A 22,230-nucleotide genomic window follows, 5' to 3' on the forward strand; every position below is an offset into this window, starting at 1 on the left:
AGCAAGGAGAGGTGTGTGAGGCGGTTGCCGGGGATTTTGTTACTGCTGCTCGCCGCAATCATCGTCATTGTGGCGCTGCTGGTCAGCGGGCTGCGCCTTGTGATGCCGCATCTCAACAGCTATCGCGGCGAGGTGCTGCACACCCTTTCGCGCGTCAGCGGCGTCACCATCGATGCCAGTGAAGTTCAGGGAAAATGGGAGAATTTTGGCCCGACCCTGCAGGTGCGCGATCTGCGTATCGACATGGATAAAGATGGCGAGCTGCAGATTGGCCGCGTTACGCTGGCGCTCAATGTGTGGCAGTCGCTGCTGCACTGGCGCTGGCAGTTCCGCGATCTCACCTTCTGGCAGCTGCGGCTGGCAACCAACCGTCCGTTGCTCACCAGCGACGAGCAAAAAAACAGCTTCAAACCGGCTCAAATCAACGATCTGTTCTTACGCCAGTTTGACCATTTCGATCTGCGTGACAGCAGCATCCGTTTTCTCACGCCTTCCGGCCAGCATGCCGAACTGGCGATTCCCCGCCTTACCTGGCTGAACGAGGACAACCGCCATCGCGCCGAAGGCGAAGTGAGCCTGTCCAGCTTCACCGGCCAGCACGGCGTGGTGCAGGTACGGCTCGATCTTAACGATACTAACGGCTTACTCAACGACGGCCGCATCTGGATGCAGGCCGATGACGTGGACGTGCGCCCGTGGATTGGCCGCTGGCTGCGTGATAATACCAGCCTGCAAAGCGCGCGTTTCAGCCTGGCCGCGTGGGTCAACCTGCGCGACGGTGAGGTGTACGCAGGCGATCTGCTGCTGAGCAAAGGCGGCGCACGCTGGCGCGGCGAGCAGGGTGATCACCAGCTGCAGGTGGATGGCCTGACCGCGCATCTGGCGCGCTACCAGAATGGCTGGAGCCTGACGGTGCCGCAAACCCGGCTGATGACTGACGGCGTGGCCTGGGATGCCGGCCATATCGCCCTGCTGTGGAAGCCGGAAGATAAACAGATGATCGGCGCGAACAGTGCAGCGGAAGTGCGGGTGCGCGCCACCCGGCTCGATCTGCAGCGTCTGGCACCGCTGGTGCCGCTGTTTGCGCCGCTCTCGCCTACGCTGCTGGACAACTGGCGGGCGCTGCAGCCGCGCGGCTATATCGACGCGCTGGCGCTGGATATTCCGCTGGCGCAGCCGGAGCAGACGCGTTTGCAGGCGCGCTGGCGCGATCTGGCGTGGCAGCACTGGCAGCTTTTGCCGGGCATCAGCAATCTGAGCGGCAGCGCCAGCGGCAGTCTGAACCACGGCCAGCTGGATGTGCAGATGGGCCAGGCGGAAGTGCCGTACGGCGATATGTTCCAGGCGCCGTTACAGATTCAGCAGGTCACCGGCAGGATTAACTGGCTGCGCGATGGCAACGGCCTGACGCTGGATGGCCAGCAGCTGGACGTGCAGGCACGTTCGCTATGGGCGCGCGGCGATTTCCGCTATCAGCAAAATGTCGGTAAAGCGCCGCGCCTCGACATTCTTGCCGGGATTCGCGTCACCGACGCCGGTGATGCCTGGCGCTACTTCCCTGAGCCGCTGATGGGCCACGATCTGACGCAGTATCTCAGCGAAGCGGTCAAAGGCGGCCAGGTGGAGAATGCCACGCTGCTGTTTGCCGGCGATCCGCGTCTGTTCCCGTTTAAGCACCACGACGGCATGTTTGAAGTGGCCGTGCCGGTGCGTAATGCTACCTTCCAGTTCCAGCCAGGCTGGCCGGCGCTGCAAAATCTCGATATCGACCTCGATTTTATCAACGACGGTCTGTGGATGAAGGCGGCGCAAACCCGACTGGGCGCGGTGGACGCGCGCAACGTCAGTGCGGTAATCCCGGATTACCTGAAAGAGAAGTTGATCATTGACGGTGATTTGAGCGGCGAAGGTAAAGATATCGCCGACTATTTCGCCCGCACGCCGCTCAAATCCACGCTGGGTGCGGCGCTGGAGCAGCTGCAGATTGGCGGCAACGTGCGTGGTTCGCTCAACCTGGATATTCCGCTGGATGGGGAACTGGTGCACGCCAGCGGCAACGTGGTGCTGAATAACAACAGCCTGCACATTAAGCCGCTCAACACCACATTGAAAAACCTGACCGGACGTTTCCGCTACAACAACGGAAACCTGGAGAGTGAAGAGCTGCAGGCCAACTGGTTCGGTCAGCCCATCGGCGTGCGTTTCAGCACCACGGAAAATCCCGATGATTTTGGCGTTAACGTCAAACTGCTGGGCGACTGGCAGCCGGCAAAACTGGCCATGCTGCCTGCCAGTATAAGCAGTAAGCTGGGCGGCAGTCTGGCGTGGCAGGGCAATGTCGACATCACGCTGCCGCATCAGGGTGGGGCGCGCTACAAGGTTGATATCAACGGTGACGGCAAGACAGTGAGCAGTCACTTACCTCCACCACTGGATAAAGAGGTCGGTGAGGCACTGCCCATCGCCATTAATGCCAGCGGCGATTTGCACAGTTTTAACCTCAGCGGCAGCGTGCGTGAGCACCATCGCTTTAACAGCCGCTGGCTGCTGGAGCCGCAGCTGCGCGTCGATCGCGGTATCTGGCTGAATGATGCCAAAAGCACGCCGGCGCTACCGGATCGGCGCGGGATGGTGCTTAATCTGCCAGCGCTGGACGGCGAAGCCTGGCTGGGGCTGATGACCGGCGCGACGGGTTCACGCAATGCGCAGGGCGAGACGGACATCGGCGGCGCACTGCTGCCGGGCGATGTGACGTTGCGCACTCCGGCCCTGACGCTCGGCGGCCAGCAGTGGCACGATGTTAATGCCACGGTGACCCAGGGCGCGGGCGGCAGTACGCAGCTGCAGCTGGAGAGCCGCGAAGCGCGCGGCAGCCTGCGAACCGCACAACACGCGCCGTGGCAAATCGACCTGAGCTATCTTTATTACAATCCGCAATGGAGTGACGGTGAAGCGGACAAGGCCTCCTCGCCGTTCAGCGGGGACAGCGGCATTGATTTCCGCAGCTGGCCAGCGCTGCAGCTCAACTGCGCTGAGTGCTGGCTGCGCGGCCAGAAGTTCGGCCACATCCAGGCCAGGCTTCAGCCGCAGGGAGAGACGTTAGCACTCACTAACGGCAGCGTCGATACCGGCAGCTCGAAGCTCAATGTCGCGGGTGAATGGGTGAACAAAGCGGGCGAGCAGCGCACCTCGCTAAAAGGCAGCCTGAGCGGCAAAAATATCAATGATGCCACCAACTGGTTTGGCATGAACACGCCGCTGCGCGATGCGCCGTTCAAAATTGATTATGACCTGCACTGGCGCTCCGCACCGTGGCAGCCTTCAGAAAAGACGCTGAGCGGCACGTTGAAAACCCACTTCGGCAAAGGGCAGATTGCGGATGTGAACACCGGTCGTGCCGGACAGTTGTTGCGGCTGGTGAGCTTCGATGCCCTGCTGCGTAAGCTGCGCTTCGATTTTAGCGATACCTTTAATGAAGGTTTCTGGTTTGATTCGATCAACGGCACGGCGTGGATTGAAAACGGCGTGATGCGCACCGATAACCTGCTGGTGGATGGCCTCGAAGCGGATATCGCCATGCAGGGCAAAATAGATCTTGTGCAGCGGCAAATCGACATGGAAGCGGTGGTGGCACCGGAGATCGGTGCCTCGGTTGGCGTGGCCACCGCGTTTGTGATTAACCCGGTGGTCGGCGCGGCGGTTTTTGCCGCCAGCAAGGTGCTGGCACCGTTGTGGAATAAGATTTCGCTGCTGCGCTATCACATCAGCGGACCGCTGGATAAGCCGGAAATCAATGAAGTGCTGCGCAAACCGCGCGAAGCCGATAAGAAGTGAATTTGACGCCGTCGGGGAATTGCCGCAGGCTATGACTATCCGAGCACATAATGAGTGAGAAACGATGACTCTGAATCTGGTAAGTGAGCAGTTACTAGCTGCGAACAGCATTAATCAGCAGGACCTTTTTTCCCTGTTAGGGCAGCTTTCAGAACGTCGTCTGGACTATGCCGATCTCTATTTTCAGTCCAGCTTCCATGAATCCTGGGTGCTGGAAGACAAAATCATTAAAGATGGCTCTTATCACATCGACCAGGGCGTGGGCGTCCGCGCGGTAAGCGGGGAGAAAACCGGTTTTGCCTATGCCGATCAAATCAGCCTCAACGCCCTGCGCCAGTCGTCCGAAGCGGCGCGCAGTATCGTGCGCGAGCAGGGCAATGGCAAAGCGCACGCGCTCTCTGCGGTGCTTAACCGTTCGCTGTACGCCCCGGTCAATCCGCTGGACAGCCTGACGCGCGAAGACAAAATCGCGCTGCTGCACCGGGTTGATAAAGTGGCACGCGCTGCCGATCCGCGCGTGCAGGAAGTGAATGCCAGCCTGAGCGGCGTCTACGAGCAGGTGCTGGTCGCCGCCACCGACGGTACGCTGGCGGCGGATATTCGTCCGCTGGTGCGCCTGTCCATTAGCGTTCAGGTGGAAGATCAGGGTAAACGCGAGCGCGGCGCCAGCGGCGGCGGTGCGCGTACCGGCTACGAATTCTTCCTTGCCGATGAGAGCGGTGATGTACGGGCCGATGCCTGGGCGCGCGAAGCGGTGCGCATGGCGCTGGTTAACCTGTCTGCCGTCGCGGCGCCAGCCGGTACGCTGCCGGTGGTGCTGGGTGCGGGCTGGCCAGGCGTGCTGCTGCACGAAGCGGTGGGCCACGGTCTGGAAGGAGATTTCAACCGCCGCGAGACTTCCGTCTTCAGCGGTAAGATGGGCCAGCTGGTGGCGTCCGAACTCTGCACCGTGGTTGATGACGGAACCCTTCAAGGGCTGCGTGGTTCGCTGGCGGTAGATGATGAAGGCGTGCCGGGACAGTACAACGTGCTGATCGAAAACGGCGTGCTGAAAGGCTACATGCAGGACAAGCTCAATGCGCGTCTGATGGGCGTGCCGCCTACCGGAAACGGGCGTCGTGAATCCTATGCACACCTGCCGATGCCGCGCATGACCAACACCTATATGCTGGCGGGCAAATCGACGCCGCAGGAGATCATTGAGAGTGTGGAGTATGGTCTGTATGCCCCTAACTTTGGCGGCGGCCAGGTCGATATCACCTCCGGCAAGTTTGTGTTCTCGACCTCCGAGGCTTATCTGATCGAGAACGGCAAAGTCACCAAACCGGTGAAAGGCGCTACGCTGATCGGCTCCGGCATTGAGGCGATGCAGCAGATTTCCATGGTCGGGAACGATCTGGCGCTGGATAAGGGCGTCGGCGTGTGCGGTAAAGAGGGCCAGAGCGTGCCGGTCGGCGTAGGTCAGCCCACGCTGAAGCTGGATAAAATTACCGTGGGCGGAACAGCTTAAGGTTCATGCTGGTGCGCATCAGTGCGCACCCTGTCAAAACCGCGCAATGGGTTTGTACAATGCTTGTCAGTTATGAGTAAACAGCACGCACACTTTGGTAGCGGCGCAATTTATTGCGCGAAGCATGGATGGGAACGGTGCTGCTAGTAGTACGCGCGATTAATCGCGCTGCTACGAAATCTGCGGTAATTGAATTTGGTACTTAACTGATCGGCATTACGCAATTGTTTTGTCAGGTCACCCTTCGTGGTGACCTGGCATGCATAACTGCCCCGCATTTTCCCGTATGCGCCCTTCAGGCCGACCACACCAGCGCCAGACGGCGGCTAACTTTTGCGGTGCTGCTGATACTGCCTCGCCACCTGCCTGAAATACTCGGTCAGATAATTGATACACACCTGCACCTTGAGCGGCAGCTTATCCTTCTCGGTATAGACGGCATACACCGGGCGCGGCTCCGAGTGATACTGCGGGAACAAAATATCGATCTCTCCGGCGTTAATCTCATCAATCACCCACATCAGCGGCACATAGGCGATACCGCAGCCCGCTTTCAGCCAGCGAATCAGCGTCTGAGAATCATTGGTGACAAAACGGCCCTGCGGCGTCAGGCGCGTCACCTGGCCTTCCGGCGCCACCAGCTCGAAGGTGTTATCCGGGCGCACGCTGTACTCCAGCCAGGAAAAGTTGTCGATTTCAGCCGGCTTTTCCGGCGTGCCGTGCTGGGCCAGGTAGCTTTTCGCCGCGCATACCACCATCGGCATGGCACCCAGCCGGCGCGAGAACAGGTTGGAATCCTGCAGCTCACCGACGCGTATCACCACATCCAGCCCGTTAGCAATCAGGTCCGGCGCCGGTATGCCGGTCATCAGGTTGACGCTCAGTCCCGGGTATTCGTGCAGCATCTCGCTGGTCATGGCGGAGAGGACATTTTGCGCCATGGTGGTTGAGCAGCCGATGCGTAAAATCCCGATCGGCGTGTTGTTGAAGGCGTACAGCTGTTCGTGCACCTGCGAGGCCTCTGCCAGCATGCCGCGGCAGCCCTGATAATAAATCTTACCGGCTTCGGTCAGGCCCAGACTGCGGGTGCTGCGGTTAAGCAGTTTCACCTGCAGCTCATCTTCCAGTCTGGCAACAATCTGACTGATTGACGAGACGCTGAGCTGCAGCTGGCGTGCGGCGGCGGTAAATGAGCCCAATTCAACCACTTTGGCGAAAATGGACATGCCTTTGAGTCGTTCCATTGTTTACTCTGGCTAAAAAGTGATTTAGCTCACAATATGTAGAAAACGTATAGTCAAGCGCGTTACTATACGCACGCTGGGTCTCTTCACCGCACCTGAACACGGCAGTGTTTACCCGATGATACGCTATGATTAGCTCAACGCGGCCTGAATGTTGTCATCAGATTATCCGTCATCCCACTATCATCAACCCGACGTGCCAGAGGGCATGAGGGCAGGTATCGGTGCAATCCGGCAAGGTCGAACTAAGGAACCGAAATGAGTGTGCTTCCGGTATTTGTCGTATTCGGGCTGTCTTTTCCGCCCATCTTCATTGAACTACTGGTTTCGCTGGCGCTGTTCTGGCTGGTGAAACGCGTGCTGACGCCCAGCGGGATTTACGATCTGGTGTGGCACCCGGCACTTTTTAACACAGCGCTGTATTGCTGTGTGTTTTACCTTGTATCCCGTCTATTCGTCTGAGGTTTTAAGTGAAAGCGCTAATAAGAAAAATCGCGCGTTACGCCATTACGCTCCTGCTGGTTATCATCGCTGTTGTTATCATCTTCCGCGCCTGGGTGTTCTATACCGAGTCGCCGTGGACGCGTGACGCCAAATTCTCCGCCGATGTGGTGGCGATCTCCCCGGACGTGACCGGACTGATCACCGACGTCCCGGTACACGACAACCAGCTGGTGAAAAAAGGCGATACGCTGTTTATCGTCGACCGTCCGCGCTATCAGAAAGCGCTGGATGAGGCGCAGGCGGATGTCGAATATTACCAGGCGCTGGTCAGTGAAAAACGCCGTGAAGCGGCGCGCCGTAACCAGCTCGGTACCAGCGCGATGTCGCGTGAAGCCATTGAGCAGTCGAACAGCGACCTGCAGACCAGCGAACATCAGCTGGCCAAAGCGGTGGCGACGCGTGATCTGGCGGTGATCGACCTCGATCGCACCACCATCAAAGCGCCGTCCGACGGCTGGGTCACCAACCTCAACGTCTATCAGGGTGAATTCATCACGCGCGGCTCGGTGGCCGTGGCGCTGGTGCAGCAGCACTCGTTCTACGTGCTGGCCTACATGGAAGAGACCAAGCTGGATGGCGTGCGTCCCGGCTTCCGCGCGGAGATTACCCCGCTGGGCAGCAACACGGTGCTGCGCGGCACGGTTGACAGCATCGCGGCTGGCGTGACCAACAGCAGCAGCAGCGTCGACAGCAAAGGCATGGCCACCGTGGACTCCAACCTCGAGTGGGTGCGTCTGGCGCAGCGCGTGCCGGTGCGTATTCGCCTTGACGATCAGCCCGGCAACCGCTTCCCGGCGGGGACCACCGCCACCGTGGTGATCACCGGTGACAAAGACCGCCAGACCAAAGTGTCGCCGATGGCGCAGCTGTTCAACCGCCTGCGTGAGTTTGGTTAAGCGGGGGCGATATGATTGAGTTTTTGCGTTTCCCGGTAAAGCTGACCTTCGCGCTGGTGGCGGCGCTGATGATTGGCTTTCACTTCAATCTGGAAACGCCGCGCTGGGCGGTGATGACCGCCGGCATCGTGGCTGGCGGCACCGCCTTTGCCGCGGGCGGCGATCCCTACTCTGGCGCACTGCGCTACCGTGGCGTTCTGCGTATTATCGGCACCTTTATCGGCTGTATCGCGGCACTCACCATCATGATTGCGACGGTGCGCGCGCCGGTGGTGATGCTGCTGCTGTGCTGCCTGTGGGCCGGCATGTGCGTCTGGCTCTCATCGCTGATTAAAGTCGAAAACTCCTACGCGCTGGGCCTCGCCGGCTACACCGCGCTGATCATCGTGGTGACCGCGGATGCCAGCGGCGGCCTGACGCTGGCGCCGCAGTTCGCCGTGGAGCGCTGCAGCGAAATTGTGCTCGGTATTCTGTGCGCTATTCTCGCCGACATGCTGTTCTCTCCGCGCTCGATCAAGAAAGTGATTGATGCGGAAGTGGATGCGCTGCTGGTGGCGCACTACCGCCTGCTGCAGCTGTGCGTGGCGCACGAGGATAAAGAGGAAGTCGACAAAGCCTGGAGCGCGCTGGTGCGCCGCACGACCGCGCTCAACGGTATGCGCAGCCAGCTGCTGATGGAGTCGTCGCGCTGGAGCAACACCAGCCGCCGGCTGCAAATGCTCAACACGCTATCGCTGACGCTGATTACTCAGGCCGCTGAGACCTTCCTGATTCAGAATTCGCGCCCGGATTACATCCCGCCGCAGTATCGCCTGCTGATTGAGAAAGAGGTAACCAGCGTCAGTGACGTACATAAGCGTATGAAGCTGATGCGCCGCGTTATTGGCGTCAGCAGTAAAAGCGTGCCGTTTACCCTGGCCAGCTGGGTCGGCGCAGCGACCGAATATCTGCTGCTGATCAACGGCGTCAAAAGTAACAGCCGTATCACCACGCTGGAGGAGAGCATTCTGCAGCGTGAGGTGGTGATCCAGGCGCGCTCAGCGGAGACGCATCATGCGATGATCAATGGCGTGCGCACCTTTGTCGCCACCGCGCTCGGTTCGCTGTTCTGGCTGTATACCGGCTGGACTTCCGGCAGCGGCTGCATGGTGATGCTGGCGGTGATTACCGCGCTGGCGATGCGTATGCCGAATCCGCTGATGATGGCGAAAGACTTCTTCTACGGCATGGCCTTTGCGGTGCCGCTGGGCATGCTCTACTTCATCTGGGTATTGCCGGGCACCCAGCAAAGTGCCTTGCTGTTGTGTATCGCGATTGGCGCACTCGGCTTTATCGGCGGCATCTTTGTACAGCGGCGGCAGATTGGTACGCTGGGCGCGCTGATCGGCACCATCAACGTGCTGGTGCTGGATAACCCGATGAAGTTTGAGTTCAACGTGTTTCTCGACAACGCGCTCGGCCAGTGGATTGGCAGCTTTGTGGCGATGATGGTGATTTTGCTGATTCGTGACAAATCCAAAGCCCGCACCGGACGCAAGCTGCTGAATCGCTTTATGTATGCTGCGGTGGCAGCGCTGACCACCAATCAGGCGCGCCGGCGGGAAAACCATTTACCGGCGCTTTATCAGCAGCTGTTCCTGCTGCTTAACCTGTTCCCGGGCGATATCGACAAATACCGGATTGCGCTCACGCTGATTATTGGTCATCAGCGCCTGCGCAACGCGGAGGTGCCGGTCAATGCCGACCTGTCGGCGTATCACCGCCAGCTACGCGCCACCGCCGATCGCATTATTGCGGCCAGCAGCGATGATAAACGGCGCTACTACTTTGAGCGCCTGCTGCAGGAGCTGGACGTTTATCAGCAGAAGCTGCAGCACTATGCCGCCCCGGCCAGCGTGACGGAACCGGTGAAACGGCTGTCGATGATGCTGGATAAGTACCAGAACACCCTCATCCAAATCTGAAACTGGCCGCTGCCTGGCGCAGCGGCTGGCCTGATGCCACGCTGACCCTCATTGCCCGATTATTGCCATCTATACTTTCCTGACAGGATGCTTACTGACAGGAGAATAACGATGTCCACTTCCCTGCAACAACACGAACTGTTCAACACTGGCTACTTCGCTGACGGCCAGTGGCACACCGCCAGCAGCACCTTTGATGTCACCAATCCGGCCACCGGCGAGGTACTGGCGCAGGTGGCGAAAGCCGGCAAGGCTGAAACCGAACAGGCGATTGCCGCCGCGCAGCGCGCCTTTCCGGCGTGGCGCGACAAAACCGCCAAACAGCGCAGCGAAATCCTATATCGCTGGTACCAGCTGATCATTGAGCACAAAAGCTGGCTGGGCCAGCTGATGACCGCTGAGCAGGGCAAACCGCTGCAGGAAGCCGAGGGTGAAGTAGAGTACGCCGCCAGCTTTATTCAATGGTTTGCCGAGCAGGCGAAGCGCGCCAACGGCGAAATTATCCCGCCGGCCAAAGCCGGTTCACGTATTCTGGCGACGCGCGAGCCGATTGGCGTCGTCGCGGCCATCACGCCGTGGAATTTCCCGATGGCGATGCTGACGCGCAAACTCGGCCCGGCGCTGGCGGCCGGCTGCACCGGCATCATCAAGCCAGCCAATAACACCCCGCTCAGCGCCTTTGCGCTGGTGGCGCTGGCACAAAAAGCGGGCGTGCCGGACGGCGTGCTGAACGCGGTAGCTGGCGACACGCACGCCATCAGCGACGCCATTATGGCTTCCCGCGCGGTGCGTAAAATCTCCTTTACCGGTTCCACCGCAGTGGGGAAAACGCTGATGCGGAACGCGGCCGAAACCATGAAGAAAGTCTCGATGGAGCTGGGCGGCAACGCGCCCTATATCGTGTTTGACGATGCCGATATCGACGCGGCGGTGCAGGGGGCTATCGCCAACAAATTCCGTAACGCCGGCCAGGTGTGCGTCAGCGTTAACCGCTTCTATATCCACAACGCAATATACGACCGCTTTGTGCATCAGCTGGCTGAGGCGGTGGGCAAACTAAAAGTGGGCAATGGCGTGGAGCCTGGCGTGGTGGTCGGGCCGCTGATTGAGCCGTCTGCGGTGGAGAAAGTGGCGGAGCATGTCAAAGATGCGCTGAGCAAAGGCGGGAAGCTGCTGGTGGGCGGCGAGCGCCATCCGCTGGGCGGCAACTTCTGGCAGCCGACGGTGATTGCCGATGCGCATGAAGAGATGCAGCTGGCGCGGGAAGAGACCTTCGGTCCGGTGGCTGCCTGCTTCCGCTTTGACGATGAAGCTGAGGTAATCGCGCGCGCCAACAACACCGAATACGGTCTGGCGGCTTACTTCTATACGCAGAATCTGCAGCGCGTGTTTCGCGTTTCGGCGGCGCTGGAAGCCGGCATGATTGGGATCAACGAGTGCGCGGTCTCGACCGAGCTAGCGCCGTTTGGCGGCGTGAAAGAGTCCGGACTGGGACGCGAAGGATCGGTGCTGGGCATGGAAGAGTATCTGGAAGTCAAAGCGCTGCACCTCGGCGGTCTGGCGTAGCGAGAGGATGTCACCATGAGAACCGAGCGTTTCGACTTCAATGAAATCGTCGATCAGGCTCATTTCTACCGTCAGTTTTGCGAACGTTTCGCGCTGGCGGATCGCACCATTCACGATCTGGACGATCTGTGGGAAATGATCATCGGCGAGCAGATCCCGCTGCCGCTGGAAATTGCGTTCATCAATCTGGGGAAAGGGCAGAAACGCCGCTATGGTGCGCTGATATTGCTATTCGATGAGGCAGAAGAGGAGCTGGAAGGCCAGCTCCGCTTTAATGTTCAGTAGCACAACCAAAAAGGGCCCCGGCAGGCGGGGCCAAAGGGTTCGTCAGAATTGACGAGGAATTATTTGTACAGCTCTGCAGTCAGGTGATAGCTGTCACCGGTGCGCGCTTCAATCACTTTATACGCGCTGGCACCCTGCTCATCGGCTTTCTGAGAAAGCTGAGCGCGGTAATCCATAGGTGAGCCGCCTGTTCCGCTAACGGTAATGGTCTGGCCGGTAGATTGCAGATTCTGCGCGGATTCATCCGTTACCAGTTGAGCAGCCGAAGCGCCAAAAGCGAACAGAGAAAGCAGCGTAGCGGTTGCGATGGTTGTTTTGATTTTCATAATTCGTCTCCTCATTAGAATCAACAACCTGCGGCACGAAGAGGGTAAGCGGGTCGTCGATCTTCTCCCGGCGACTGCATAACGCCGGATCGATAGTTAAAGTTTATTTGTACAGTTCAGCCGTCACGTGGAAGGTGTTGTCCTGATTGTTCTCAATGATGCGGTAATGGCTGGCACCCTGAGCATCGGCTTTCTGGGACAGTTCCTGACGGATATTGGTCTGGTCGCCGTCGACGCCGCTCACGCTAATGGTCTGATTCAGCGGCTGCAGATTTTCAGCCTGGGTGTTGGTTACCAGGGTGGCAGCACTGGCGCCAAAAGACAGAACGGAAGCCAGACTCAGTACAGCAATAGATAATTTGGTTTTCATGATTCACTCTCCTGAAATGGGGTGGGCAACCTGAGAGGCAAGCGCCTCTCAAACGGGTCGCCGTTCACACTGCATCTTGTTCCGGCAAACTTATTTATAAAGTTCCGCGGTTGCGTGGTAGCTGTTGTCGTTATAAGCCTCAACAACGCGATAGGCTTTAGCACCTTGCGCTTCAGCTTTGGCGTTCAGCTGCTGATGGATATCCATCGGTGAGCCGCCGATGCCGCTGACGCTAATGGTGCCGACCGGCTGCAGGTTTGCTGCCTGTTCGGCATTGATAGAATCTGCGGCGAAAGCACCAAATGACAGGGCAGATAGAACACTCAGGGTGGCGATAGTAGTTTTAACGTTCATGGTATTTTTCCTCGTCTTCTGTTTTTCTCTTTTTGATTTCGTGTGATTTGCATCACGAAAAGAAGTATAGATCTAATCACCCATGAAATTAATATCCCGCTAATAATGATTGGTTGTAATTCTTTATCCTTATGGCACATTTTTATAACGCAAAGTTATTAAAACCGCCTGGATCTTAACCGGGAGGGTGTATTTCCATGCAAAAACAATGATCTGCATCAAATTATCTTTTTGTGCGAAACAATGTGGTTGATCAAGCTGGCTGTGCGCTAAAAGCAAGAGATAACCGCTAAGCACTAATTGTAAAGCAGCGTAAAATAGCGCAAAGGGTTAAGCAGGCGAAAAGGTCGTACCAATAATTTCGCGCATTGAGAACCCGGCGGAATATGGCTAAGCAGTTATTTTGTAAGGTGTTGGCGGTAAAACAGCGGGAGAAGCGCGGGCGGGCAGGCAAGGTTACCGGCAGGTAAACCGCCGGTAACAGACAGGGTTTTATAGTTCCTGTTCGAATAACACCAGCACGGCGTCATACAGCTGCTTCACCGTAAAGGCGCGCGCTGGCGTAATAAAGATGGTGTCGTCACCGGCGATGGTGCCGAGAATGCCTTCGGCTTTGCCGAGGGAGTCGAGCAGGCGGGCAATCAATTGGGCCGCGCCCGGGCTGGTATGAATCACTACCAGCGCATCGTTATAGTCGATATCCAGCACCAGATTCTTCAGCGGGCTGGTGGTGGTGGGCACGCCCAGTTCGGCTGGCAGGCAGTACACCATCTCCATTTTGGCGTTACGCGTGCGCACCGCGCCAAACTTGGTCAGCATACGAGAAACTTTTGACTGGTTGATGTTGCCGAAGCCGTCTTCCTGCAGCGCCTGGACAATTTCGCCCTGAGAGCTGAACTTTTCTTCTTTCAGTAAGGCTTTGAACGCCTTTATCAGATCGTCTTGTTTAGATGGGTTTCGCATAAGCTACCAATAAAAGAGGGTTGCAGCAGGCAACAGGCCCGTCGCAGATAAATTATTATGCATTTAGATGAATTTTTATGCAATAAGCGGATGCGTGAATTCACGGCATGCGCGTGTGGGGCGGGCATGATAACAGAGTTTTATCCTGCACCAAAATCGCGCGCTGGCGCGCAAAGCGAAGGTTGCAAAGTTGTTATATTATTGAAGTGGTAACAACAAAACGATGATCATTGCCGTCCATAGTCTTCTGGCTGCGACTGGATCATTCAGGCGACTTCTGAAGTGGAGATGTCTCGGGAGCCGATTGCGGCGTAATGTTATTGCGCGACAGGTGTGTCGCTATCGCCTGAGAAGTTGATTAAACTCGTAACCTGATGGATTTCCGGCATATCTCTGCCCCACCTTAATAAGGAGTTCAGGATGAAAGTTGCCGTTCTCGGTGCAGCTGGTGGTATTGGCCAGGCACTCGCTCTGCTGCTCAAGACCCAATTACCCGCAGGTTCAGCCCTCTCACTGTATGACATTGCCCCGGTGACGCCAGGCGTCGCGGTTGATCTCAGCCACATTCCTACTGCCGTGAAAGTCGAAGGGTTCAGTGGCGAAGATGCCACGCCGGCTCTGCACGGCGCCGATGTGGTGCTGATCTCGGCCGGTGTGGCACGCAAACCTGGCATGGACCGCGCCGATCTGTTTAACGTCAACGCCGGTATCGTGCGTAACCTGATTGAACAGGTGGCGACCACCGCGCCAAAAGCGCTGATTGGCGTCATCACTAACCCGGTAAATACCACGGTGGCGATTGCCGCCGAAGTGCTGAAAAAAGCCGGGGTGTACGATAAAAACCGGCTGTTTGGCGTCTCAACGCTGGATGTGATTCGCGCCAACACCTTTGTCGCTGCCCTGAAGGGCAAACAGCCTACGGAGATTGAAGTGCCGGTGGTCGGCGGGCATTCAGGCGTGACCATTCTGCCGCTGCTGTCGCAGGTTAAAGGCGTCAGCTTCAGCGAGCAGGAGATCGCCGACCTGACGAAACGTATTCAGAATGCCGGTACCGAAGTGGTGGAAGCCAAAGCCGGTGGCGGCTCGGCGACGCTGTCGATGGGCCAGGCGGCGGCGCGCTTTGGTCTGTCGCTGATTCGTGCACTGCAGGGCGAAGCCAATGTCGTAGAGTGCGCCTATGTGGAAGGCGACGGCGAGTACGCGCGCTTCTTCTCGCAGCCGCTGCTGCTGGGCAAAAACGGTATCGCCGAACGCCGTCCGCTCGGGCCGCTCAGTGATTTCGAACAGCAGGCGCTCAACGGCATGCTGGAGACGCTGAAAAAAGATATCGCGCAGGGCGAAGAGTTTGTGAAGTAACCGATTTCTGGTTTTGTTATAGCCACCTTAATGTATTAAGGTGGCTATAATATTTACAATATTCGCTTCCAACTCTGCGTCAGTACAATACTCGTTAATCTAAAAAACTTCATTGTATTACGTGATTGGATATAAAGATCTGAGTATCTATCTTTTATCTTGGCTTTAAATTCTGACCCTTCTCTAGTTAATTTTGAAGATAACTCTGAATTGTTTGTCAGCAGTGAGTTTTGCTCATGCAAATACTTTATAAATATTCCATTTTTATCATATAGTGGAATTCTATCTTTAATTGCTTTGTTAGTCATGGGGTCATAGTAATGTTCAAATACTTCAAAGTTATCCTCCAGTTCTTTGATGTTAATGTCACCATCGTAAAAGTCCAGCTTTATATCACCTTGTATTTCATGAAAGATATCTTCTAATCTTTTTACGGTAAAATTCTTACCATCCAAATCATTAATACCAATCAGCGAATCATTGAAGGGTAACAGATTATTTGGTGATAAATTAACACCGAAATGAAACATCTCGTTTAGGCTCACAATACATATTAATCCTTGAGGCCCTCGAGATAAAATCAGTATGTGTCTTTTTTTATCAAAATCAATAAAGCTTTCGAATGGCTTTAGTATAGCCATGTCGAATCCATTGCCAACATTTACATATTTAGATGCTTTCTCGTAATCAGCATCTTTCAAAATTTTAGATATTTTTACAGCATTTTTATCGGAAAAATATTTTTCAACCTTATCGACTGCAAACTCGTAAGCTATTTTCAATATGCCTATTTTCAACTTATCTAGTTCTAGTGTCCATGAAGCCTTAAAACTATCAGACAAAAATATTGTTTTAGTTTCCACCTCACTAATATCTGATTCTTTTAATTTGTTTCTGGATAATATTTTCTTAAGCTCTTTTTTTACTTTGTGTTTATCGCTTTCGTCGCAACTTATAATTATTTTTTCAATAATTCCTTTTTCATTGCGAACTATCTCGTTCTTTTGAAATATATAAGGAAGGAGTTGATGATCGTTATTTCTTCTGAATTGCATTTTTTGACTTTTGTCATCAGAGTAAAATATATCTGATAGTGGGTTAGGTATATCTCCTGTTTTACCTTTAATTGAATGTTTATCACGGTAAAATTGACTTATTTTATTGTTTGTTAAGTAATTATCAATCTTAATGCCCATTTCTGAGTTGCAATTTTTACAAACATTATAAATATGGTAAACACCCCCTAAGGCATCTGGAATTACATGTTCATCAGTAAGTTGCACTGAATCTTCACGGCAAATTATACAGCGTCCAATATTTTTAATTTCCATACCTTTTTCCTAACATTAAATTTATATCATCATGCCAATATGCATATACTGTCAAGAGTTAAAAATTTTATTTCTAAAATTCAGGGTTGTTTATTTTTTTTTGTTTCAAAGATGGAACTATTGAAATTCAGATATGATCCATATTTGTAAAATATATTGAGGATAATAAGAATTTATCTGGGGGTGCTTGCGTTGATAGTTAAATAATATGTTTAGGCTGGTGTTTGAAACACACCAGCCGGGCGTTTTGTTTTACAGGCCACCGGATTTGAAGGTCCGGCTGGCAGTCGAACCGTTGCTGGCGGGCGTTTTGCGTCCCAGCGTTTCCATGCGAACCTGGAACGGCGGGAACGGCATCTCAATGCCATGCTCTTCAAAGCCGCGCAGAATCAGCTGATGCAGCTCATGACGCAGCGGCATACGATGGCCCATCTCCGCCGCGTGCACGCGCAGCTCAAACAGCTGAATGCCCTGCTGCAGATCCACCAGGAACACATCTGGCGCCGGCATATCCAGCACGTAGGTGCAGCGATCGGCCGCCTGCTTCAGGATGGTCGTCACCTCTTCGCTGTTAACGTGGGCCGGTGCCGGAATGGTCAGCACCACGCGCGTCACCGAATCCGACAGCGACCAGTTGACGAACTGCTCGGTGATAAAGGCCTTGTTCGGCACAATAATCTCTTTGCGGTCCCAGTCGGTAATGGTGGTGGCGCGCGTATTGATGCGGGTGATGCTGCCGGTCAAATCGCGAATGGTCACGGTATCGCCAATACGAATTGGTTTCTCAAACAGGATGATCAGACCGGAGATAAAGTTAGCGAAGATCTCCTGCATCCCAAAGCCCAGTCCCAGACCCAGCGCCGCTACCAGCCACTGCAGTTTTGACCACTCCACGCCAATAATCGAGAAGCCAATCAGACCGCCGACCAGCATCAGCGCGTATTTGGTCAGGGTGGTAATGGCGTAACCGGTGCCGGGCGACAGGCTGAGGTGCTGCAGCAGCGCCAGCTCCAGCAGCGCCGGCATATTGCGCACCAGCTGGGTGGTAATGATAAAGATCAGGATGGCGATCAGCACGGCACCCAGCGTAATGGGCTGTACGCTCTCGACGCCCTGCACCGTGGTGCTGGCATCCCACAGCGGAATGTTGTCGAGGAAGCTGAACGCGGAGTGAATCTCAGACCACAGCACAATCACCGACACCAGCGCAATCAGCGTCAAAATCGAGCGGACCAGCCGCAGCGACTGCGCGCTGATCGCATCCAGATCGATAATCGGCTCTTCGACTTCCACGGTATCGGTGCTGACGGCAGACTGCTGCTCTTTTTCCTCTTCGCTGCGCGCGCGGTTGGCCAGCATATCGGCACGACGCTGGCGCGCGCGGTCAAAGGCGATGCGGCGGCGCTGAATCAGCATCCAGCGGCGAATGATGTGGTAAATCACCAGCAGGAAGAACCAGATGCCGACCGAGGTTTCCAGACGCGCCAGCAGCGCCTGCGCGGTGGCCAGATAGCCAATGCAGGAGGCCAGCGCCGCCACCAGCGGAATGGCGATCATCAGGTTCCACAGAATCCGGTTAACGAAGTTATCGCCGTCGCCCTCTTTATCTAAATAGAGCGGGATACCGGCGCGTTTCAGGCTGACGGTGACAATGCTCAGCGCCCCGCAGATCAGAATAAAGCACAGGCGCCCCAGCGTGGCGGAGAACTGCGGATCGTCGAGGTTGGCGAAAGCAATCAGCAGCATAATCAGCGGTACGATCAGGCCGACCGTCAGCGAGTAATAACGCATGGCGCGCGCGACCCGCGCCTGCGGCCAGCGGAAGTGCACGACAAACAGGCCGTCAGGACGGGCAAAAGCCGCGCTGATCATGAACGCCCACAGCAGCGGCAGGGTGGCAGTGATGCCATCGCCAATCGCTACGGCAAACGGGTAAGGCCAGGCGTGCTGCAGGCCAAAGCCGAGCGCGGCCCACAGCACCGGCAGCGGCACCGCGACCAGAATCGACCAGAAGACGGTGCGCAGCGTCAGGCTGAAGCGGTCCTGCGTCACTTTCCCCACGCGGCTGGCCGCGCGCGCCATAAAGGCGTTGTAGTGACGACGCGTGCTGATGCTAAAGCCCACCAGCAGAATGGCGCCAATAATCGGCAGCACCGTTTCGCGGTTAGTGAACATCATCGCCAGCGCTTTGCCCAACTGGCCCAGCGTGTCCAGCGACAGCAGGCGCGTCAGATCGGTGGCCACGTCCAGCGGATATTTCAGGCCAACCGGGCTGACGTCGGCGGTCCAGAACAGATAGCGGTGCGTCGCCTCTTTGACTTCACTCAGCGCGTCCTGCAGCTGCGTATTGGAAACCTTCAGCTTGGTGATTTCCAGAATCAGCGTGTCGCAGCCGGAAATCAGTGAGTTCAGCAGTTCACGCTGGGTTTTCAGCTGGGCATCCAGAATGCGCGTCTGTTCACTGGTGAACGGCGTGCCGTCTGCCTGTTTCTCTTTGCGCAGCGCCTGCTGGCGCTCCAGCAGGTCTTCATAATGCAGCCGCTGCACGCGCAGCTGGCCCATCTCACTGTCAATCTGCTGGGATTTCGGCATCTCCGGCAGGCGCGCCACCTGCGCGCGCAGCGCTTCACCCAGAAGATTCGACACGCCCAGCCACTGTGACTGCTCGCGCAGCGTGCTCAGCGCCTGGCGCACCTGCAATGTCTGATTGGTGGCGAGACGCTGCTGCGAGGCCACCAGATCCATACGCTGCGCCTGCTGATTCAGATCGGCGGAGAGCTCGCGGTTAACGCGGAACTGATCGCTGATGGAGGCCGGCAGATCGCCGCTGTTTTCCGCCAGCTGTTCGGTGCGCTCCAGCGCCAGTTCGGCTTCGCGCTGGCGCTGGTTGTTGAGCTGATTGCGCAGCGCCTGCAGATAGTTATCCAGCTGGGTGGCTTTGCGCTGATGCACTTCCGCGCGCATGCGCGCCAGCTCCTGACGGTTATTAGCCGACAGCTGCGCCAGCTCCAGCTCATCTACCCGCGCTTTACTGGCAGCGCTCTCGGTCTGACGCGCATAAATCTGCGCCTGTGCCAGCGGGGTAGCGGCAGCCGCCACGCCCTGTGCGCGCCGTTCGCTTTCGGTCATGGCGCGCCGCGCATCGGTCTGCTGCTGCGGCAGCTGCGACAGTGAATCGCTGATTTCGCGGGCGCGATCCTGCTCCTGCTGCGCCTGGCGGCTCTCCTCCAGCAGCTGGCTGCTAACCTGCAGGATCTCCTGATCCAGCTCGGCATTGCTCATGTTGCTGCGCACTGGCTTGCTGCTGTCGGTCAGCGTGGCGATTTGCTGACGCAGCTCGCGCGCCAGCCGCGGGAAATCATCGATTACCTGCTGATACTGTTTCGCCCGTTCCAGCGAGTCGTCGCGTTCGGACAGGAAGTTAATTGCTGCTTCCAGCGCCTGCACCTGTTCGGCCTGGCTGGGCGAGCTTTTCGCGGATTTCGCCGTTTCCAGATCCTGTTTCAGCTGGCTGGCGGGTGGAACGGTGGCGGCAAAGACGGTGCTGCTGAGCACCAGGCTCAGCAGCAGAAAAAGAGAGGCGCGCACGGCGGTGTTTCCCGGAATTAGTCGGTGAGCGGAGCGCTGTCGCCGGGCTGCGGCAGGGCGATAGCCAGCGGCTGACCCAGGCGGGTTTTGCTTTCGGCTTCAAGGCTTTCAGCCAGCTTAACGCGGTTCGGCGCAAACAGGTTGATCACCGTCGAGCCCAGCTTAAAGCGGCCCATCTCCTGACCTTTCAGCAGCACGACCGCGCCATCATGATCGGCCGATGGGTAGCGCCAGCGTTTGATCACCCCTTCGCGTGGCGGCGTCACGGTGCCGGCCCAGACGGTTTCGATGCTGCCGACGATGGTGGCACCCACGAGGATCTGCACCATCGGGCCGTGATCGGTATCAAATACGCAGATCACGCGTTCGTTACGGGCAAACAGGTTCGGGATGTTGCGCGCGGTCAGCGGGTTAACCGAGTAGAGATCGCCCGGCACGTAGATCATTTCGCGCAGGATGCCGTTACACGGCATGTGCACGCGGTGGTAGTCGCGCGGCGCAAGGTACGTGGTAACGAACTCACCGTCGACAAATTTTTCCGCCAGATCGTCATTGCCGGCCAGCAGCGCCTGCAGCGAGTAGGTGTGGCCTTTGGCCTGGAAGATCTGATCGCCAGCAATACGGCCCAGCTGGCTGATGGCGCCATCCGCTGGCAAGGCCAGCAGCGAAGCGTCCGGATCAATAGGGCGCGCACCCTCTTTTAACGGGCGTACAAAGAAGTCATTAAAGGTGCGGTAGCTGCCGGTGTGCGGCTTGCTGGCTTCCGCCATATCCACTTTGTAGAACCAGACAAAAATGTCGATGACCGCTTTGGTCAGCCAGCCAGCGCGGCGGCTGGCGCCCCAACCGGCGAGTTCGGTCAGCGCTTTTTTAGGCAGAATGTGATTCAGGCCGAGTTTAAAACGATCAAACACCGTTGCCTCCTGGCTTAATAACGTTTGGTTTACACAAAAGGGGGCGGATTGTAGCAGCGCCCCGGTCAGTTGGCGAATGTGCCGTTGTACCCGTTAATCTTCGCTGGCGGAAAAGTTTTTACGCGTTTTTACCTGCGCCATGCTCTCCAGAATACGGTGGTAGTTATCGAAGCGTGAAATGTCGATGATCCCGTTCTCCACCGCTTCGCGGATGGCGCAGCCTGGGTCGTTGTCGTGCTTGCAGTCACGGAACTTGCAACCGCCGAGAAATTCACGAAATTCGACAAATCCCTGGGTAATTTGTTCCGGCTCCAGATGCCACAAACCGAACTCGCGCACGCCAGGCGAATCGATGACATCGCCGCCGTGCGGGAAGTGATACAGCCGTGAGGCGGTGGTGGTGTGCTGGCCGAGGCCGGACACGTCCGACACATCATTGGTCAGGATCTCATCGCCTGCCAGGTCGAGGCCGAGCAGGTTGTTCAGCAGGCTGGATTTGCCCACGCCCGACTGGCCGGCAAAAATGCTGACCCGGCCGGTGAGCGCCGCTTCCAGATCCTTCAGTCCATCTTTGGCGCGGCTCGACACCATCAGTACGCGATAGCCAATGTGGCGATAGATATCCATCTGCTCATCGACAAACGCCCGCGCGTCGTCATCCAGCAGATCGGTTTTATTCAGTACCAGCAGCGGTTCCACGCCGAGCGTTTCGCTGGCCACCAGATAGCGATCGATAATGTTCAGCGACAGCTCCGGCAGGATCGCCGACACAATTATGATCTGATCAATGTTAGCGGCGATCGGTTTCACGCCGTCATAGAAGTCCGGGCGCGTCAGCACCGTCTGGCGCGGGTGCACGGCTTCAACAATACCTTTGCCGCCGTTTTCGCCGGCGGCGCGCCACACCACGCGGTCGCCGGTGACCAGCGAGCGAATGGTGCGGCGAATATTACAGCGATGCACCTCGCCGGCGCTGTCTTCCACATCCGCGTGCATGCCAAAGCGGCTGATCACTACGCCCTCAGAGGCTTCACCAAACAGGCTGTCGTCCGGTTCCGGCTTTTCGTTCCGTTGCTGCAGACGACGCTGATGGTTGGCGCTGACGCGACGTTGTTGACCCTTCGACAATTTATTTTTGCTCACGCATCCTCTCACGCTTTCGCCAGGCTTCGCCCCGCTGGGCAAAACGTCTATGATACACCTTAATTCAGGCTAATGACGACTT

At 56.7% G+C, this 22,230-nt stretch carries 17 protein-coding genes; 8 read left to right on the forward strand and 9 right to left on the reverse strand.

Annotation, left to right across the window (positions count from 1 at the left end):
• The first annotated feature begins 15 nt into the window (after positions 1-15).
• Positions 16-3,834, forward strand: coding sequence for an AsmA2 domain-containing protein YhdP (yhdP, locus tag AC6I79_RS02065; protein ID WP_159377416.1), 3,819 nt, complete (start codon positions 16-18; stop codon positions 3,832-3,834).
• A gap of 64 nt (positions 3,835-3,898) precedes the next feature.
• Entirely contained in the window at positions 3,899-5,344 is a 1,446-nt protein-coding gene (tldD, locus tag AC6I79_RS02070) for a metalloprotease TldD (RefSeq protein WP_136545551.1), read from the forward strand.
• 326 nt (positions 5,345-5,670) lie between these two features.
• Here the strand turns inward: tldD and aaeR are convergent, their stop codons facing one another.
• Positions 5,671-6,588, reverse strand: a complete 918-nt coding sequence (gene aaeR, locus AC6I79_RS02075; RefSeq protein WP_498027526.1) for an HTH-type transcriptional activator AaeR — start codon at positions 6,586-6,588, stop codon at positions 5,671-5,673.
• Between the two features lie 258 nt (positions 6,589-6,846).
• Here aaeR and aaeX point away from each other — a divergent pair, with 258 nt between their 5' ends.
• The 5 genes from aaeX to AC6I79_RS02100 all read left to right on the forward strand — a co-directional run bounded on the left by aaeX (position 6,847) and on the right by AC6I79_RS02100 (position 11,803).
• Entirely contained in the window at positions 6,847-7,050 is a 204-nt protein-coding gene (gene aaeX / locus AC6I79_RS02080) for a p-hydroxybenzoic acid efflux pump operon protein AaeX (protein ID WP_021508145.1), read from the forward strand.
• 8 nt (positions 7,051-7,058) lie between these two features.
• Positions 7,059-7,988 (forward strand): p-hydroxybenzoic acid efflux pump subunit AaeA, encoded by a 930-nt coding sequence (aaeA, locus tag AC6I79_RS02085; RefSeq protein ID WP_058759877.1) that lies wholly within the window; start codon positions 7,059-7,061, stop codon positions 7,986-7,988.
• An 11-nt stretch (positions 7,989-7,999) separates the two neighbouring features.
• Positions 8,000-9,952, forward strand: a complete 1,953-nt coding sequence (gene aaeB / locus AC6I79_RS02090) for a p-hydroxybenzoic acid efflux pump subunit AaeB (RefSeq protein WP_021508143.1) — start codon at positions 8,000-8,002, stop codon at positions 9,950-9,952.
• A 111-nt stretch (positions 9,953-10,063) separates the two neighbouring features.
• The gene (locus tag AC6I79_RS02095; RefSeq protein WP_081316069.1) at positions 10,064-11,518 is read left to right on the forward strand and encodes an NAD-dependent succinate-semialdehyde dehydrogenase; all 1,455 of its coding nucleotides are present in this window, start codon (positions 10,064-10,066) and stop codon (positions 11,516-11,518) included.
• Between the two features lie 15 nt (positions 11,519-11,533).
• A complete protein-coding gene (locus AC6I79_RS02100) occupies positions 11,534-11,803 on the forward strand; it encodes a barstar family protein (protein ID WP_021508141.1) in 270 nt (89 codons plus the stop codon).
• A gap of 59 nt (positions 11,804-11,862) precedes the next feature.
• Here the strand turns inward: AC6I79_RS02100 and yhcN (AC6I79_RS02105) are convergent, their stop codons facing one another.
• The 4 genes from yhcN (AC6I79_RS02105) to argR form a co-directional block, all read right to left on the reverse strand.
• Positions 11,863-12,129, reverse strand: a complete 267-nt coding sequence (gene yhcN / locus AC6I79_RS02105) for a peroxide/acid stress response protein YhcN (RefSeq protein ID WP_021508140.1) — start codon at positions 12,127-12,129, stop codon at positions 11,863-11,865.
• 103 nt (positions 12,130-12,232) lie between these two features.
• Positions 12,233-12,499, reverse strand: a complete 267-nt coding sequence (locus AC6I79_RS02110) for a YdgH/BhsA/McbA-like domain containing protein (RefSeq protein ID WP_021508139.1) — start codon at positions 12,497-12,499, stop codon at positions 12,233-12,235.
• Between the two features lie 90 nt (positions 12,500-12,589).
• Positions 12,590-12,853 (reverse strand): peroxide/acid stress response protein YhcN, encoded by a 264-nt coding sequence (yhcN, locus tag AC6I79_RS02115; RefSeq protein ID WP_021508138.1) that lies wholly within the window; start codon positions 12,851-12,853, stop codon positions 12,590-12,592.
• 492 nt (positions 12,854-13,345) lie between these two features.
• Complete coding sequence (gene argR, locus AC6I79_RS02120) at positions 13,346-13,816, reverse strand: transcriptional regulator ArgR (protein WP_021508137.1); 471 nt, start codon at positions 13,814-13,816, stop codon at positions 13,346-13,348.
• A gap of 420 nt (positions 13,817-14,236) precedes the next feature.
• Here argR and mdh point away from each other — a divergent pair, with 420 nt between their 5' ends.
• Positions 14,237-15,172: a malate dehydrogenase gene (gene mdh / locus AC6I79_RS02125; protein ID WP_021508136.1), complete on the forward strand. Its 936-nt coding sequence runs from the start codon at positions 14,237-14,239 to the stop codon at positions 15,170-15,172.
• Positions 15,173-15,225: 53 nt separating this feature from the next.
• Here the strand turns inward: mdh and AC6I79_RS02130 are convergent, their stop codons facing one another.
• The 4 genes from AC6I79_RS02130 to rsgA form a co-directional block, all read right to left on the reverse strand.
• Positions 15,226-16,503, reverse strand: a complete 1,278-nt coding sequence (locus AC6I79_RS02130; RefSeq protein ID WP_072209050.1) for an HNH endonuclease — start codon at positions 16,501-16,503, stop codon at positions 15,226-15,228.
• Positions 16,504-16,755: 252 nt separating this feature from the next.
• On the reverse strand, positions 16,756-20,091 hold the full coding sequence (gene mscM, locus AC6I79_RS02135; protein WP_058771346.1) for a miniconductance mechanosensitive channel MscM: 3,336 nt from the start codon (positions 20,089-20,091) through the stop codon (positions 16,756-16,758).
• 17 nt (positions 20,092-20,108) lie between these two features.
• Positions 20,109-21,005, reverse strand: coding sequence for an archaetidylserine decarboxylase (gene asd, locus AC6I79_RS02140; RefSeq protein ID WP_159377419.1), 897 nt, complete (start codon positions 21,003-21,005; stop codon positions 20,109-20,111).
• A gap of 93 nt (positions 21,006-21,098) precedes the next feature.
• A complete protein-coding gene (rsgA, locus tag AC6I79_RS02145) occupies positions 21,099-22,148 on the reverse strand; it encodes a small ribosomal subunit biogenesis GTPase RsgA (RefSeq protein WP_031279822.1) in 1,050 nt (349 codons plus the stop codon).
• Between the last annotated feature and the right edge of the window lie 82 nt (positions 22,149-22,230).

This window comes from gamma proteobacterium symbiont of Scutellera amethystina, assembly GCF_059730845.1.

Excerpts from the sequence above, each read along its gene's own strand:
- aaeB (WP_021508143.1), top strand. The coding sequence starts at position 8,000 with ATGATTGAGTTTTTGCGTTTCCCGGTAAAGCTGACCTTCGCGCTGGTG.
- mdh (WP_021508136.1), top strand. The coding sequence starts at position 14,237 with ATGAAAGTTGCCGTTCTCGGTGCAGCTGGTGGTATTGGCCAGGCACTC.
- AC6I79_RS02130 (WP_072209050.1), bottom strand. The coding sequence starts at position 16,503 with ATGGAAATTAAAAATATTGGACGCTGTATAATTTGCCGTGAAGATTCA.
- argR (WP_021508137.1), bottom strand. The coding sequence starts at position 13,816 with ATGCGAAACCCATCTAAACAAGACGATCTGATAAAGGCGTTCAAAGCC.
- yhcN (WP_021508138.1), bottom strand. The coding sequence starts at position 12,853 with ATGAACGTTAAAACTACTATCGCCACCCTGAGTGTTCTATCTGCCCTG.
- AC6I79_RS02095 (WP_081316069.1), top strand. The coding sequence starts at position 10,064 with ATGTCCACTTCCCTGCAACAACACGAACTGTTCAACACTGGCTACTTC.
- tldD (WP_136545551.1), top strand. The coding sequence starts at position 3,899 with ATGACTCTGAATCTGGTAAGTGAGCAGTTACTAGCTGCGAACAGCATT.
- AC6I79_RS02110 (WP_021508139.1), bottom strand. The coding sequence starts at position 12,499 with ATGAAAACCAAATTATCTATTGCTGTACTGAGTCTGGCTTCCGTTCTG.
- aaeR (WP_498027526.1), bottom strand. The coding sequence starts at position 6,588 with ATGGAACGACTCAAAGGCATGTCCATTTTCGCCAAAGTGGTTGAATTG.
- yhcN (WP_021508140.1), bottom strand. The coding sequence starts at position 12,129 with ATGAAAATCAAAACAACCATCGCAACCGCTACGCTGCTTTCTCTGTTC.
- AC6I79_RS02100 (WP_021508141.1), top strand. The coding sequence starts at position 11,534 with ATGAGAACCGAGCGTTTCGACTTCAATGAAATCGTCGATCAGGCTCAT.
- aaeX (WP_021508145.1), top strand. The coding sequence starts at position 6,847 with ATGAGTGTGCTTCCGGTATTTGTCGTATTCGGGCTGTCTTTTCCGCCC.